7 protein-coding genes are annotated in these 15,866 nt (G+C 59.0%); all 7 read right to left on the bottom strand.

The genetic code is table 11. The features are described 5' to 3' along the window. Positions 1-5 precede the first annotated feature (5 nt). Positions 6-2,918, bottom strand: a complete 2,913-nt coding sequence (locus tag M9Q49_RS33505; protein ID WP_254513695.1) for a hypothetical protein — start codon at positions 2,916-2,918, stop codon at positions 6-8. Between the two features lie 8 nt (positions 2,919-2,926). Further along, positions 2,927-5,743 (bottom strand): hypothetical protein, encoded by a 2,817-nt coding sequence (locus tag M9Q49_RS33500; RefSeq protein ID WP_254513694.1) that lies wholly within the window; start codon positions 5,741-5,743, stop codon positions 2,927-2,929. 77 nt (positions 5,744-5,820) lie between these two features. Next, on the bottom strand, positions 5,821-8,718 hold the full coding sequence (locus M9Q49_RS33495; RefSeq protein WP_254513693.1) for a hypothetical protein: 2,898 nt from the start codon (positions 8,716-8,718) through the stop codon (positions 5,821-5,823). Between the two features lies 1 nt (position 8,719). Beyond that, the gene (locus M9Q49_RS33490; protein ID WP_254513692.1) at positions 8,720-11,548 is read right to left on the bottom strand and encodes a hypothetical protein; all 2,829 of its coding nucleotides are present in this window, start codon (positions 11,546-11,548) and stop codon (positions 8,720-8,722) included. Positions 11,549-11,631: 83 nt separating this feature from the next. Then, the gene (locus tag M9Q49_RS33485) at positions 11,632-13,665 is read right to left on the bottom strand and encodes a M20/M25/M40 family metallo-hydrolase (RefSeq protein WP_254513691.1); all 2,034 of its coding nucleotides are present in this window, start codon (positions 13,663-13,665) and stop codon (positions 11,632-11,634) included. Between the two features lie 86 nt (positions 13,666-13,751). After that, positions 13,752-14,543 carry a TrmH family RNA methyltransferase gene (locus M9Q49_RS33480; protein WP_254513690.1) on the bottom strand — a complete coding sequence of 264 codons (792 nt, stop codon included), beginning with the start codon at positions 14,541-14,543 and terminating at the stop codon, positions 13,752-13,754. A gap of 9 nt (positions 14,544-14,552) precedes the next feature. Further along, on the bottom strand, positions 14,553-15,800 hold the full coding sequence (locus tag M9Q49_RS33475) for a Gfo/Idh/MocA family protein (protein ID WP_254513689.1): 1,248 nt from the start codon (positions 15,798-15,800) through the stop codon (positions 14,553-14,555). Between the last annotated feature and the right edge of the window lie 66 nt (positions 15,801-15,866).

Below are 15,866 nucleotides of genomic sequence, written 5' to 3'. Positions count from 1 at the left end.
GTCGATTACTTCCGTTCGTACACGGCCTCGCCGCTGATAAACTTCGTGCCGTCCGCCGAGTATTCGGCCAAATCTTTAGCTTTGTCGATGGAGCGCGGAGTGCTGCCGTCGAGATCGTATTCCTTTTGATATTTCCCGATGATCATCGACTTGCTGTCGCGCGCAAAGCGAATCTGGGCGTCGTAGGGAATTTTGAGCAATTCCTTGACTTCGAGACTCTTCAAATCGCAGCTCACCAACTGCGTTCCGCCAAACATTAGCACTCGATCGGTCTCATCGTGTACGGCAAATCCAACCTGCGGCGATTCCTTGAACTCCCGCTCGGGAAGCTCGATCTGTTCCCAACTTGTTTTTGACTGAGCAGAATCGGCGGGGTTGAGCCGCAGCGCATAGGCTCGCTGCCAGATGCCAATCAACAACGATTCCTGACGTGGGCCGAAGGCGACTGACTTTCTATAGCCGTCGCGCTGTTTGGGTTTTAGTTTGTCAGCGTTGATCGTGGTGACGATCGCACCATCGCGCAGGTCAATCAGATCGAACCGATACCCCCGCGTAGGTATCGACTGAAAAATCCAAGGACTGCGCGGATGTGTCGCCCACGGTTCCTGCCATGCATGGAATTCGAAGGTGCGCCGGATCTTCAGCGTATCGGGGTCGAGGACGGCCAGCAGATGAAGCCGCGGCATGCTCGCCACAAGCCCCGCTTGGGTCCAGCGAATTTGGTCGATGTGGTAGGGCTTTTCGGACCACTTTTCGCCGAGCGGTAAGGAATTCGAAACACTCCAGGTGTCGGTGTTGACACGGTAAATGATTCCATCTGCATCCAGCACGTACAGGCGGTTGGCCCGCTCGCCCCAAATGGCTTGTGAACCCTTGGGAAGTTGAGTGACCTTGTAACTCTCGTCGCCGAATTGTCGACCCGTTCCCGACTTGAATTGCAGTGGCGGTCCGTCGCTGTAGGGATGCATGCGCAGGTCGACGGTTGGATAGTGCTCCGTTTTGGGAGGGGCCTGCGCGAGTGAATGATCAGGCGCGACCACGAAGATTCGCTTCTCGGTAAAAACCACCACCATTTCCAACGGCGAAAGCGACGCCAGGCCCAGCGTCTTACCAGCGTCCGGGAAATTCTGTGCGGAAATCTGCGGTCCAGCAGCGTCGTAGATCAGCAGGTTGTGTTGATCGCTACAAGTTGCCAGCCGATTGCCGCTGAGCTGCGCGAACTTTCCCGAATCGATTCCCTCGGCGGGAACGACGGTTTGCCAGTGGACATCCGCCACTGGCCAGCGCCGTACGGCGGAAATGATATTCAAGCCATCCAAGCTCACGGTGGCAGTCTGCAGAGACTTATGTTCGCGCTGTGTCGAATAATTGGGCCAGCTGGGGTTCGGTTTGAAGTTCACATCGGGCAGCAGGACGGCTGGCAACTGGCCGCGGCAAATGCCCTCGGGCCGGCTGACGTAGAAACAACCTTCGCGGTCAATCGTAAAGCTGCGGCCGTACTGGCTCTCGGCAAACGCTCCGCCCGGCGCGCGCGATCGAGCTCTGTCCTGTTCGCGAATGCTGGTCAGCAAGTTTCCTTTCCAGGTGGCAATGAGTGGTTCCTCGCCGCCGGTGCCCACTTCCAATTCATCGTCATCCGTGAGTGTTACCTGCCGAGGCGCGACCACCCTTTGGTGCGAGGCATCGACTTGCAATCGTTCGCCGGTGCGAGACAACGCGAGGCGAATCACGCTGTCGTCAGCGCACACTTGCAGCTGTTGCCCGCCCCCTGGTTGCAAGAGCAGATTGAAATTGTGGCAGCGGGTCTTGAGGGGATATTCGTACTCCGTTTGCAGATCGGTCAGGCGGATCTGCAACAACGTGCCGTTGGTTTGCAGCAGCCACAAGCTGCCGTAATACACCACCGCTTGCGGTACGAAATCTTCGCCCGCCAGCCGGAGACGCCGGACCTCGAATCCTTCCCGCAGCGTGCGACCGTCGACAAGCGACTCGGTGGCTGCTGACGGAGTGGGCCTGAGTGACGGATGGAAATTGAGCTTTTTCCAGTCGAGCGAATAGTTGTTGTTTTGCTCGCCGGTGGGACCTGCGTACTCCGGCAAGGGAGTGGAGTCGACACCTTGCGTCAGCCGCAGGCGCAAGGCCTGACGATAGTTGCCGGGCTTGTCGTTCCGTTTGATTTCCTCCTCACGCAGGGCCTGTTGCTGAACCTCCGCTTCGCGGGCGGCGCGTTGCCTGTCAGCAGCCGTCGCGCGCCGAATCTTCTCGAGTGTTTCCTCTTTCTCTCGCGCTTCCTTGCGGGCAGCTTGCGCGGTGGTGACTTCGGTTGTTCGTTTGGCCAATTTTGCGGCGGCAGCGTTTTCTCTTTCCCGGTTTTTGCGCAGGTCCATATTCTGCGCGGCGGTCAAATCGGGATCACCCTGGTTGGCCGCTTGCCGGTGGAGTTGTTCACGGCCGGCGTCGGTTTTGCTTAGCAGAATCGCGGGCATCTTCCAGGCGCAAACGGCCATCACTCCCACGGCCACGCTCAGCAACACGCCAGCGATCGAGAGACAGGCGAGAGCCGTTCCTCGTTGGCCTGCCTGGTAATACTTGGGCGTGCGAAAAAAGGCCACGATTGCAAAAACGAGCGCGAGGGCCAGCAACACCGCGAGCGGTACGAACCAAGTATCGAGGCTCAGCAAGAGGAGGTGGGTGTGGTAGTAAACGATCAGCGGACCGATCACGATCACTCCGAGCGCAGGAAGCCAACTGGCAATGGCCAGGGTGATGGCAATCCTTCCCTTGATGGCCCGCTCGATCATCTCCGCTTCCGATGGTCCGCTCAGCGCAGCCCAAGCGGGCAGCGGCTCGGGAGCCAGTTCGCAGAGGATCGGCTCCTCGTCAGGATTGCTCGGCAGTGATGCAAACAAGTCGGTCATGCGCAGCGTTACTCGGTGAGTTCGATCAATTGATTGCCGATGATTAGTTTCTTGCCGGAAGGGCTGATGCTCACGCCGCCGCCGGTCTTCGGCAAATCGAGCGACAGCGTCACGTTTCCTTTGAGGTCGCACCGCTTACCGTTGTTGAGCCAATACGCGTCGCCATCGGGGACGAATTCAATCGCGGCTTCGCGCGGCTTGACGATCGACAGTGGCAATTCGTTCGCCTCGCGCAGGTTGTAAGAGGTCAGTGAGGTGTCGTTTCCCATGAACACCCGCCGCGGACCCCACGTGTAGGCGAAAAAATCCGACTCGTAATCCTCGCGACCATTAGGCACCGGCTCTTGCGACCAACCGGTGGCGCCCCACTTGATGCAATACAGGCGGCCACCCGCGACGGCCATGACAATGCCGTCGCCCATCGCCATCGTCTGCAGTTCGGAGACGGGCGGCTTCAGCTGTTTGGGATCAATCGTAAGGAACACCGTTCCTAGTCGGACGCTGACAATATCGGTCTTCTTGTCGTTCGGCGGGCCGCAGCTCAAGGCGATGTAGTTGGAGTGCCGCGACGAGGCAAAGTAGTCTGACCCAGCCCCCGACTCGTTGGCGGTAAAGTCATTCAACTGATAAGTGGTCGGCTTCATCGATGGCAAATTGAAGGTCATCAGCTGTCGCAGCTTCGGCACGACGGCGACAAGCCGACTTTGTCTCCAGGCCAGATGAGTGACCGGTGCATCGGCGGGCGAGAGCTCGATCGAACGCTGAATCGTGCGACCCGAGACTTCGATCCAGTGGAGCGTGTTCCCTTCGAGGGCGAAGAGCAAGTTGTCATGTTCGAACCAAACCCAACGCCGCGCATCAAGTTGGAGTTCGGTAATCTTCGCTTTCTCGAGTTGCTTGCTCGCGCCGGCAATATTTCGTTGCAAATCTATGGGCGACGCGGCGTTCGCGACGCTCAGGTACCGCCGCACGTTCGGCCGAAATTTCTCCGGCGGCGAATCAACCGGTTTCGTCGTGGGCGATTTTGGCGAAGTAGAAGGATTTGCACCGGCCAGCGGCCGTTCGACAGAAACCGCCGCGGTACTTACGGCGAAAAGACTCTTCTCGGTAAAGACGAGCACCATCGGCAGGTCGCCAGCGCTGGCGATGCCCAGCGTCTTGCCAGCGCCGGGCCAGGTGTGCTGCGAATGAGGCCGGCCTTGCTTGTCAAAGAGAAGCAAGTTCGCTCGATCATTGCAGGTCGCGAGCAACTCATTTCCGAGCGCGGCGAACTTCGTTACATCAATGCCGACGGCCGGGAGCGTTTTGGTCCAGGTGATCTGCTCGAGCGGGATGTTTTCCATTCCCACGGAAAAGTTTTTGCCATCGAGTGTCGCGAAGCCGGCTTGATTACTGCGCGATTGACGTTTGCTGTTGCTCGCGGGCAACTGACCGCGATACACGCCGTCTTTCTGCGCGACGAAGAATTCTCGATTGGCATCGACAAACGAATCGCGGCCGAGCTGCTCAGGAAGAAATCGCCCGTTCGCCTCGCGCACCTTGGCGAGCTCTTGGACCTCGCGCAGATCGCTGAACTCCGTGCGGGCCAGTAGCGGCGGCGCGGCAGCGTTAACGGTTTGGTACGAGGGGGCGCCGTCGACGCTAATGCCGACGGCCAGTTGCAGTGGCGCGACCATCGGCGTCTGATGGAACTCGACCAGATCGCCGGTGCGGGTGTTTTCGCCGCGGTATTCGATCTTGAGGATCGAACCTGGATTTTCGCGAGCGACAAAAACGTTGTCGCTCAGGTAACACAAATCGTGGCACACTCCGCCAAACACCAGCGTATGTTGGAGTCGCCAATCTTGAGGCGTTACCTCGAGCAACTCGCCGCTGCGGCGCACGAAAATCAACAGCGACCCCCGCGGTCGCTTGCGGAGTGCAACCTCCGGCAGAAACTCCGCTCCCGTCAGCTTCAGTTGCGTGACCAGCAGCCCTTTGTCTGCCGACGTTTTCTCGACGAGATCGCCGGGAGTTGCCTCTCGAAAAAACTCAAGCCGTTTTTGTCCCAGCGTGCGATTCGAGACGTAGACATCTTTCCAATCGAGTGGACCTGCATACGTGGGGATTGAAACGCCCGGCGTGCGCATGGCCTCGACGAGCCCAGCGGCGTACTCGGACTTCAACGCATTTTCTTTGGCGGCGACTCGGCCGGCAGTGGCTTTGGCGTCGATTTCGAGATCTCGTTTCTCTCCCTTCTCGATTTGTGCCAACTCCCTTTCGATCTGTCGTACTCGATCGTTGAGCCTTTTCATCTCATCGCGATAACGAATCGGCGCCATCTCTTTTCGTCGCTGCGCGTTCCACCGCATTTGCGCGGCAAATTGCTCGCGCTGCCGCGCTTTCTGCAGAGCGACTCGAGCTTCGTCGGACTTCAAGAACAGGAGGTACTGCATCGGCAGAAAGCTGATGGCATATACGGTGGCGGCCAGCATCAGCAGCAACAGGCTGTTGTTGGCGAGTGCCAACGACAGCCGTCGTCGAGGTCTTCCTTCGACGGGCGTCAGTTGATATGCCAGGTAAGTGAGCAAGCCGGCGACGGCGAGCAGAAACAAAATACCGATCCACCATTGCGCCACGTTCACATCGCGCAGAAAATGCATCCCTACGCAAAGCGCGCAGCTCAGGATGACGAACACCGCAGCCACGATGCCCCAGGTGGCACAGATCTGCCCACCCGTGCGCTGCTCGCGAACCGGCGACGGCTCCCAGCGCGCACCACCGCCCGGCGGCAAGGGCTGCAGCGGCTGAATACTGCCGAATTGATAGGGCGGGTCGCTGCTCATAAGAGCAGGTTACGATAATCCACTACGGCGGCAAAAGCCAGCAAAACGGGGGTCGCTTATGCGTCAAAGCGGCGCTGTCACTTCGCTATATAAACCGTTTGGCCGTTGCTGATAAAGCTCTTGCCGTCGCGAGCGTAGACGGCGCGCGCCAGTTCCTTTTCAATCGGCCTCATCTCGCGGCTGGTCAGGTCATACTCGCGTTCGTTCAGTACGATCGATTTGCCATCGCGGCCGTAACGGACCGGAGAACCGGCAGGCACATCGGGAAGTCCCATGATCCCTTTGCCTTCCAGTTCGCTGAGCAACACTTCCACGCCGCTCGACATCAACACTTGCTGGCTGTCATCGTGTACGTCGAACTCAACTCGTGAGCCCTTGAAGAATCTATCGGGCAGGTTTATTTGTTCGAAACCGGTCGGCGTGAGCTTCACAGCATAAGCCCGTTTCCCCGCTCCGATGAGGAACGACTCCTGCCGTGGACCAAAGGCGACCGACGTCTTGAAAGGAGTGCGTTCTTTCGATTGCAGTTTGTCGGCGCTGATCGTCGCTACTAACGCGCCGTCGCGCAGATCGATCAAGTCGAACCGCTGCGCGGGAAGCGGGATGGCCTGAAACACGTAGGGGCTGTTTGGATGAGTCGCCCAGCCCTCCTGCCAGCCGTGGAAATTGAACGTCCGCCGAACCTGCAGCGTGTCGGGATCGATCACGGCCAGCAAATGCAACCGCGGCAGGCTGGCCACAAGCCCCGCCTGAGTCCAGCGCAATTCATCAATGCTGTACGGCTGGTCGCTCCCCTTGTCGCCGAGCGGCAGCGACTTCTCCACCAGCCAGGTGCTTGTGCTGACCTTGTGAATGCCCCCTTCACTGTCGAGCACAAATATCCGATCGGGCTGTGCTCCCCAAATGCCCTGCGTCCCGGCGGGGAGGTTCGTTACTTTAAAAACCTCGTCGCCAAAGCGTCGATCCGGTCCCGGCTTGAACACTAACTCCGGTCCGTCGTCGCGCGGCCGCGCGGGCAAGGCGACCGTGGGATAGTGGCCCGGGCGCGCCTTCGCATCAACCAAGCCGGGATCAGGAGAAACGACAAAGATTCGCTTCTCAGTGAAGACCACCACGACCTCGAGCGGAGCCAACGAAATCATGCCCAGCGTTTTGCCCGCGCCTGGAAAGGTCTGCGCGAGCAGCTGTTTGCCGTTGCGGTCATAGACCAGCAGGTTGTGCTGAGCGCTGCATGTCAGCAGGCGATCGGTGGAGAGCTGCGCGAACTTTTCAGGATCAATTCCCGCGGCGGGAATCACGTTTTGCCAAGTGATGGTTTCCATCGGCCACCGCTGCTTGCCGGAGAAAACGTGCCGGTCGTCGAAGCTGACCGTGGCCGAAAAGAAAGCTTGCTGCCGGTTGGGAGTCGCTTGTTCGCGCGGTCCAGTAGGAGTTTGATTGACCTGCGCGTCGGGCAAATCGGCGGCCGCCAACTGGCCGCGGAAAATACCTTCGGGCCGACTGACATAAAACGAACCCGCGCGGTCGATAGGAAACGCTTTGCCATGCTGACTGTCGGCAAAGGCTCCGCTTGGCGCACCCTGACGAGCCCGCCCTAGTTCACGAATGGTGGTGAGTTGCGAACTTTGCCAGGTGGCGAGGATGGGCTGTTCGCTGCCGGCGACGACTTGAAACTCGTTTTCAAAGACCGTCGCTTGTCGCGGGAACGACAGTTTCTGCTGCGTGGCGTCTACTTCAAGTTTTCCCTCGGTGCGCGAGAGACCGATACGAATCAACTTGTCATCGGCAAACGCGAGCAAGCGCGTGGCATCTGGCTCACGCAGCAGATTGAGATTGGTACAGCGGCTGCGAAGAAAAAAGTCCTGCTCCGGCCGCAAATCCGCCAAGTTAATCTCCATCAGTTGGCCGTCGGTTTGCAACAGCCACAAACTGCCGAAGTACATGAAGGCTTGCGGTACGAACACTTCGCCCGCCAGTTTCAGGCGGCGGATCTCGAGGCCGTTGACGACGAAGCGTCCATCGAGGAGCGACTCCGTCGATGCCGGCGCGCGGGGCCTGAGCGCGGGGCGGATGTCGAGCGTGTTCCAAGTGAGCGACCAGTTGCCGTTTCGTTCGCCGTCGGGGCCGGCGTACTCGGGAAGAGGCGTCTTATCGCCTGCGGTCAATTGGGCATACATGGCCGCGCGATAGTTGCCGGGCTTATCCGATGACTTGATGGCTTCGGCGCGGCGGCGCTGTTCCTCGACCTGTGCGGCGAGAGCAATTCGCCGTTGCTCGGTAACCTCGTTGAGTCGAGCCGTCTCTTCTTGCTGACGCTTGTTACGCGCGAGCTCACGAGCCATGCGCGCGCTATCCGTTTTGTTGATCCGTTTTCGGACCTTGCTAATCGCGAGTTGCTCCCTGTCCCTTGCTTCTGCCAGCCTTGCCTTTTGCTCCGGCATCAGCTCCGCAACTCCTCCCGCCGCGGCGACGGCTTCTCGCTGGAGTTGTTCGCGCTCGAGTTTCGATTTGGCGAGCAGCAGCGATGGCATCATAAGTGCGCACACCACCAGCACGCCTCCGGCCAGGCCGAGCAAAAAACCGGCGATCGATACGCAGACCAGCGGCGCGCCGAGTCGCGTCCCTTGTCCATAGGAGAAGAGACGGAGAAAAGCCAAGAGGCCGAAGAACAACGCCACGCCGAACAGCACCGACAGCGGCACGAACCAGTTGGTCAGGCTCAGCAGGTAGATCCGCATGTGGTAGTAAATCACCAACGGACCGCAAACGATCAGGGCCAGGGCGGGAACCCAGCTGGCCACGGCCAGGCTACAAGCCATTCGTCCTTCGATGGCCCGCTCGAGTTGCTCTGCGTCCGGCAAGCCGCGGCGATTCGTGGGTGGCGGCGGAGGAGACGGTGGCCAGGCAGGGTCGGCTTCCGCCAGGATCGGCTCCTCGTACGGGCCGTTCGGCAATGAGGAAAACAGGTCGGCCATGTTACTTGGTTAGTTCAATCAATTGATTGCCAATCATCAGCTTGTTGCCCAAGGGGCCGATGGTTACGCCGCCGCCGGTCTTGGGCAGGTCGAGCGCCACCGTCGCGCGTCCGTTCAGATCAAATTGTTTGCCATTGTCGAGCCAGTAATATTCACCATCTGGCGTGAAAGCGATTTGAGCATCGGCAGGTTTTTCGATCGGCGGATAAGGGTCGTCTGGTCCCTTTAAGGTAAGGAAATTGATCGAAGTCTTGGTTCCCATGTAGAGGCGTCCGGTTCGCCGGTTGTAGGCGAAGGAATCTGTCTTGTAATTGTTCGTGGCTCGAGGATTGGAGATCACGCGCCAGGTGTTGGCGTTCCATTCGACGGTGTACAGCCGCCCTCCTTCCACGGCGATCACCAGGTTCTCGCCGAGGGCCATGGTCTGCAACGAGGCGCAAGGGGGCGTAAAAAACCGAGGCTCGATCGTGGTTACAACGCGTCTCTCCCACACGTTGAAGATGTCGGTCTTTTTGGCGAAGTCGGGACCGTAGCTGATCGCGATATTGTCCGTGTCGCGCGTCGCAGCAAAAAAGCCAGGCCGGGCCGCTCCTTCTTTGATCGTAAAGCCAGCCAGCTCGAATGTGACGGGATGCAGCGTAACCGGATTCAGCACGGCCAACTGCCGAGCCTTCGGCACGATGGCGACTAGCTTGGTAATCGTCGCTGCAAAATGGGAAACCGAACCTTCCTCGGGTGCAAGGTCGACTGAAATCTCGATGCTTTTTGACTGCACATTGATCCGATGAATCGTGTTGCCTTCGAGCGCGAAGATCTGATTTTCATCCTCGCCCCAAACCCAGCGCTGCGCGTTCACCTTCAACTCGGTGACATTCGCGCCGCGCAGTTTCGTCGACTCGCCAGCGATGTTCTTGTTATTGGCGCGCGGCAAGGCATGACTGGAAACGACGGGATATGTCCGTTCGCCCGGTTTGAGCGCTGGCACTTCAGGCGGAGGTACGGCCTGTTTATTTTCCGGTGGAGGCGGATTCGGTTTACCAACATTGACCACAAACGGCGGATCTGTGGAGACCACTTCGTTGCTGACCGCGAAGACACTGTTTTGCGTGAACACAATCAGCAGGGGCAGATCGCGCGCACCGGCGATTCCGACGGTTCGGCCCGCACCGGGCCAGGTGTGCTGCGAATGCGGCTTCCCTTGCTTGTCGAACAGAATCAAGTTCGTCTGCTCGTTGCAAGTTGCGAGCAGTTCATTTCCCATCGTCGCAAACTTGGTAACGTCGATTCCTGCCGCGGGCAGCACCTTCGTCCAAGTGATTTGATCGAGCGGAAAATCTTCGTCGCCGGCGGAAAAATGCTTCCCGCTGAGCGTCGCGAAACCGCCGCTATCGTTGCGCGACGCGGGACTTGTTGCATTGCTGGCCGGCAGTTGGCCGCGGTACACGCCATCTTTCTGCGCAACGAAGATCTGCCGGCCTCCATCAACGAATACATCACGGCCGAGTTGCTCGGGCAGAAACCGGCTATTCGGATCGCGAACCTTTGCCAGTTCTTGCACCTCTGTCACCACGCCACGGTCGATCTTCGCCCACAACTGCGGCGCCGTTTCGCTGGTCACGCCGAACAGGGTGCGGTTGTTGACGGTGAGTTGCCGCGGAGCATTGACGAGCGTCTGACTGTAATCGATGAGGACTCCCGTGCGCGGATCTTCGCGCCGATATTCCATCGTCAGAATCGATCCCGGATTATCGCGCGCGACATAGATATTGTCTCGCTTGAAAAAAACATCCTGACAACGGCCACCAACCACTATCGTGGCTTGCTGCTGCCAATTGTTCGGCGTTACTTCCAGTATCTCGCCGCTACGGCGCGCGAATAACAGTAGCGTGCCCTGCGGTCGCTTTCGCACTGCGATCTCGGGAAGAAAATCTCCGCCGATCAACTTCAACTGGTTGATCGTCAGGCCGTTAACCGGAGTCGTTTTTTCGGATAGCAACACAGTTGTTGCATCGCGATGAACCTGCGGCAACAGCCGCTCGCCGGCGCCGCGATCGCTCACGTTCACCTGTTTCCAATCGAGCAATCCCGCATAGGGGGGCACCGGGTGACTATCGGGCTTGGTCAAGCACGCGAGCAGCGCCGTGGCATAGGCAGTTCGCGACAGACGATCGCGCTCGGCGACTAACTGGACCTCGGCCGCTTTTTCATTTTCGATTTCGAGTTGCTCCGAGGCATCGGCCTCGGCCAATCGGCGTTCCGCGTCGCGAATGTTAGCTTCGATCGTCAGCATCTCCCGCTGATACGCCGACTGAGCAACATTCACCTGCCGCTGCTCTCTGATTCTTTGCCGCTGCGCCATTTCTGCGCGCTGCCTCACTCTCTTCATTTCGGCCGCTCCCGCTTCCGACTTCAGGAACAGCAGAAACGACATCGGAAAAGTGGTGATCGCAAACGCAGACGCAGCAACCGCCAGCAGCACCAGACTGTTACCGGCCATGCCGAGCACAAATTGCCGCTGCGGCTGACCTTCGGCGGGCGCGATTTGATAGGCAGCGATCGTCAGCCCACCGGCGACGGCTACCAGAAACAGAATGGGAATCCACCACAGCGGCACATTGACATCGTTCAGGAAATGCGTTCCCACGCAAATCACGCAACCGACGATGACGAACGCGGCAGCCACCATGCTCCAGGCCGCGCAGATCTGCGCGTGCGTGCGTGGCTCTAGAGCGCGCGGCGGCTCCCAGCGCACGCCGGCAAGAGGCGGCAGTGGCGGTGGCTGCAGCGGCTGAATATTGCCGGATTGGTACGGAGGATAATCGTTGCTCATAGGAGCAGATTACGATAAACCACTACGACGGCAAAATCCAGCAAAACGGGGGCTGCTGATGCGTCTGGGCTGATCCTCGTCTCTCACCGCATTCGCTTGGCGAGAGTGACCTCGAGCGTCACTTCCTTGCCATCGCGTTTGACGATGACTTTGATCGTTTCGCCGATCTTGTATTTGAAGAGAGACGACTGCAGATCTTCGATGCCACTGATTTTGCTCTCGCCGAGCTTGATGATGATGTCGCCACCCTTCATGCCCGCTTTTTCAGCCGGGCTGCCGGGCGAAACACCGGTGATGGCCAGCCCTTCATCGTTGGCGGCGAAATCCGGAATGCTGCCGAGGTAAGGCCGCTCACCTTCCGGACCACCACTGGTGCTGCTGGCGATCCCTTCCTGCTTGTCGTTCTTGATGTAGGTCGGGCGAGCTTCGGCTGAGTCGGTCTTGTTGACCACATCGAGTAGAAAATCGGCGATCCGCTGCATCCCTTCGATGTTGAGCTTCGGCGAGTCGTCGCTGGGGCGGTGATAGTCGCTGTGCGTCCCCGTGAAGAGATGCAGCACCGGAATCTTCTTGGCATAGAACGAACTGTGATCGCTGGGACCAAAGCCACCTTCATGCTTCGTGATTTTGAATTCGTACTTCTTGCCGAGTTCGTCGACGAGCGGATCGAACTCCTTCGCTGTGCCCGTGCCGTAGACGATCAGCTTGTTCTGATCGAGACGGCCGACCATATCGAGATTGAACATCGCGATCGTGTTGTCGAGCGGGAATCGCGGTTGCTTGGTGTAATGCGCGCTGCCGAGCAAGCCGCGCTCTTCACCCGTGAAAGCCATGAAAACAATTCGCCGCTGCGGCTTTTTGCCCGAGGTCGCGAGAAGGCGAGCAACTTCCAGCAGCGTAGCCGTGCCCGAGGCGTTGTCGTCGGCGCCGTTGTGAACTTCGTGTGTCCAAGGAGCGAGCGAACCCGAGCCCTGGCCGCCGAAACCGACGTGGTCGTAGTGCGCGCCGATGACGATGGTTTCGTCCGCGTGCGGGCCTTCGCCCTCGAGCACCGCGATGACGTTCTTGACTTCGGCTTTCTTCTGCAGAACGCTGGCTTCGCCATCGGCTTTCCAGCCGGTGAGCGCGGCCGACTGCGGCTTGAGATCGGCGTCGATGCTGGCTTCGATTTCGTCGAGGCTCTTGCCGAGCGATTTCTTCACTACGCTGTCGATGATGGCTCGTTTGACGAAAAACACCGGCATCTTTCGCTGCTGACTGTCCGGACCCGCGCCTTGAAACGGCAGCACTTGGTCGGGATCTTTTTCGGCCTCTTTGGCGAGTTCCGAAAGGCGATCGTTCAATTTCTTGACGGCTTCTTCGTGCTTGGCCTTTTGTTCTTCGGTCGGTTCTTTCAGTTCGACGAACTTCTTGTTCTCTTCGACGAGCTTGTCTTGCGCTTCCTTGGTGATCTTGGCAACTTGTTCGCGGGCAGATTGCAGCTCGAGACCATCGTTGACAAAAATTACCGCAGCCGCGCCGTGGCCGTTGGCGTTGGAAATCTTCTGCATGAACGGAGCATGCCGGCTGGGGCGTTCGCCGTCGAACTTGCTCTTGGGGTCTTTTTGCTGCGGCTCTTTGCGAATGATGACCACGACCTTGTCTTTGACGTCGAGGCCTTCGTAATCGTCGTAGTTGAGGTCCTTTGCCGAGATGCCATAGCCGACAAAGACGAGGTTGGTGTCGAACTTGGCCGAGCCGCCGACGGCGAGCGGAGTGAAGTCTTCGCCAAGTTTCAGTTTCAGCTGTTCGGGACCGACGAGCGTGAGGAAGTTCTGATCTTTCGGACCCAGGTCGGTCGAGACGGTTACTTCGAACTTCTGAAACGGCGTGCCGTCGAAGAGCTCGGTTTTCAGGCCCAATTTTTTGAATTCACCGGCCAGGTAATCGGCGGCTTTGTTCAAGCCCTCGGTCCCCACGCCGCGGCCTTCGAGTTCGTCAGAAGCCAGATATCCGACCGATTCCTTGATGCGACTCTGCGAATCGGCTGCGTTCCGTTCGATGGCGTGCAGAACGAACGAACCGCTGCCGGCGATGGCCAGCGCGACGATGGCGACGAATTTTGACTGGTGATGCATGGTAGGAAACCAGGAAGGATGGTGCGTGTAGGAATCCGCATTCTAGAGAAATCAGCGAGGAGCAACTACCTGCGTACTCGCAGCAATTACCTGCGGAAGTGATATAAGAAGACCGCTGCCGCAATCGAAACATTAAGCGAATCAATCCCGGCGCGCATCGGCAGCGTGATTTGCTGCGGGCAAAGTTGCAGCCAACGTTCATCGAGGCCGTGTCCTTCGCTGCCCAGAACCAGCGCGAGTCGCCGCGGCCGCGCGACTTGATCGAGGGGCGTGGCGTTTTTATCCAAGACCGTGGCCAGCACTTCGAAACCGTAAGTTTCACGCAGCGCGACGACATCGCCGACGAGATCGGCTGCTTCGCGAATCGGCAGGAACAGCGAACTTCCCATCGAGACCCGCAATACGCGCCGCGAGAAGGCATCGGCACAATCGCCACCGAGCAAGAGCGCGTTCGCTCCCATCGCGGCTGCCGTGCGAATGATGCTGCCGAGGTTGGTTGGATCCTGCACGGCAGGGCAAACCAACACCAGCGCCGGTTCATGATTTGCCGGCAGAATTTCAGCCAGCGTCGGCGTTTCTTTTCGTCGCCCACAACCGAGCACACCGCGGTGAAAACGAAAGCCGACGAGCTCGGTCATCAGCGCGCGCTCGACGATATAGATGGGCGTTTCGGCAGGAACCTGCGGTTCGAGTCGCTCCGCCCATTCTGCTTCAGCAAGGAGCGAATCGACCACGTAATCGCTGTCGATCAGCCGCTGGACGACCTTATCTCCCTCCGCGACAAACAGACCGCTGCCGCGCGTGAGATTGGTTTGATGCAGCTGAGCGTAAGGAGCAACTCGCGGATCGGTGATCGAAGTAACGGAGTAGCGCGGCATGACGGCAGACTATTTCGAAACCGCGACTTGTCCGCTGCGTAGTGCTTGATTCGAAAGCTGAGCCGCCGCTGCAGCGAGCACACCCGCTTCCACGGGAGCGACCGGCGCCGTGCGAGCGCGCACCGAATCGACCCAGTTGGTGAGGTGGAGCAATTCGCCGTCGGGGTTCGGATAAAAATCGGCGCCGCGCGGACGATCGGGATTGAGAATCCATTCGCTCGGCTTGACCTTGCTGTTCCGTTCGGGGATCAGTTCGGTGCGACCGCGGTCGATGTAGACGCTGCCTTCGGTACCCATGAACTCGATCATGGCAGCATTGCGGGCGTTGCTGAATGTCCCTTCGAAGTACGCTTGAATTGCACTCGGGCTCTCGTCCTTGCTCGCTTGCGGATCGGCGTAACGAAGGAGCGTTTGCACCGTATCGGGCGTTTCCCAAATGCCGGCCGCGTGATGGAAGTCGCCGATGCTGGCGGCCGAGAGAGGTTGCTTGAGGTCGAGCACCCAATGAGCGACGTCGATCCAGTGGACCATCAGGTCGGTGAAAATGCCGCCGCCGAAATCCCAGAACCAGCGCCAATTGCGAAAGCGATATTCATTGAAGTCTTGCTGCGGCGCACTGCCGAGAAACCGCTTCCAGTCGACGCTCTTGGGATCGATGCCCAGCTTATTCGCCGTCGCGCGCGAAGTGTTACGATTCCAACTGAGATGAATCTTCAGCACCTTGCCGATGCCGCCGGCCTGGATCAGTTCGCGGGCCTTGGCGATGTGTGGCATCGAACGCTGCTGCATGCCGACCTGCACGATTCGTTTGTGATCGTTCTGCGCGGCGATGACGCTTGCCCCTTCGGCTGGATCATGCGTCAGCGGCTTTTCGACATACACATCTTTGCCGGCAGCGCAGGCATCGATCGTGAGCGGCACGTGTTGATGATCGGGCGCTCCGATCAGCACGGCGTCGACGTCCTTGCGCGCGAGCAACTCGCGATGATCTTTCGTGGTGAAGGCCGCCGCATCGGCAAGTTTTTTGCCTTCGTCGAGATGCACATCCCACACGTCGCAGACGGCCGTGATCTTGACGTTCGGCACTTTCACGAGCGACTTCATCAAACCGCGGCAGCGACCGCCGGTGCCGATGCAGCCGACCTGCAGCGTGTCGTTGGCGAGATAACCGCGGGCCGTTTCGGGTTGCGTGCTGAGGGCGAGAAGCGCGGCGGACGCAGCGGCCGAATGTTGCAGGAATTCGCGACGCGATGACATGGAGAGGCTCCGGCGAGAGATTTCAACGAACGACTGCGCTCGATTGTTGCGCGGCGGGCGAAGAAA

The sequence above is a fragment of the Anatilimnocola floriformis genome (assembly GCF_024256385.1).
Classification (GTDB): Bacteria; Planctomycetota; Planctomycetia; order Pirellulales; family Pirellulaceae; genus Anatilimnocola; species Anatilimnocola floriformis.
The sequence above is the reverse complement of the archived record's forward strand: the minus strand, read 5'-3'. Positions and strand labels throughout refer to the sequence as shown.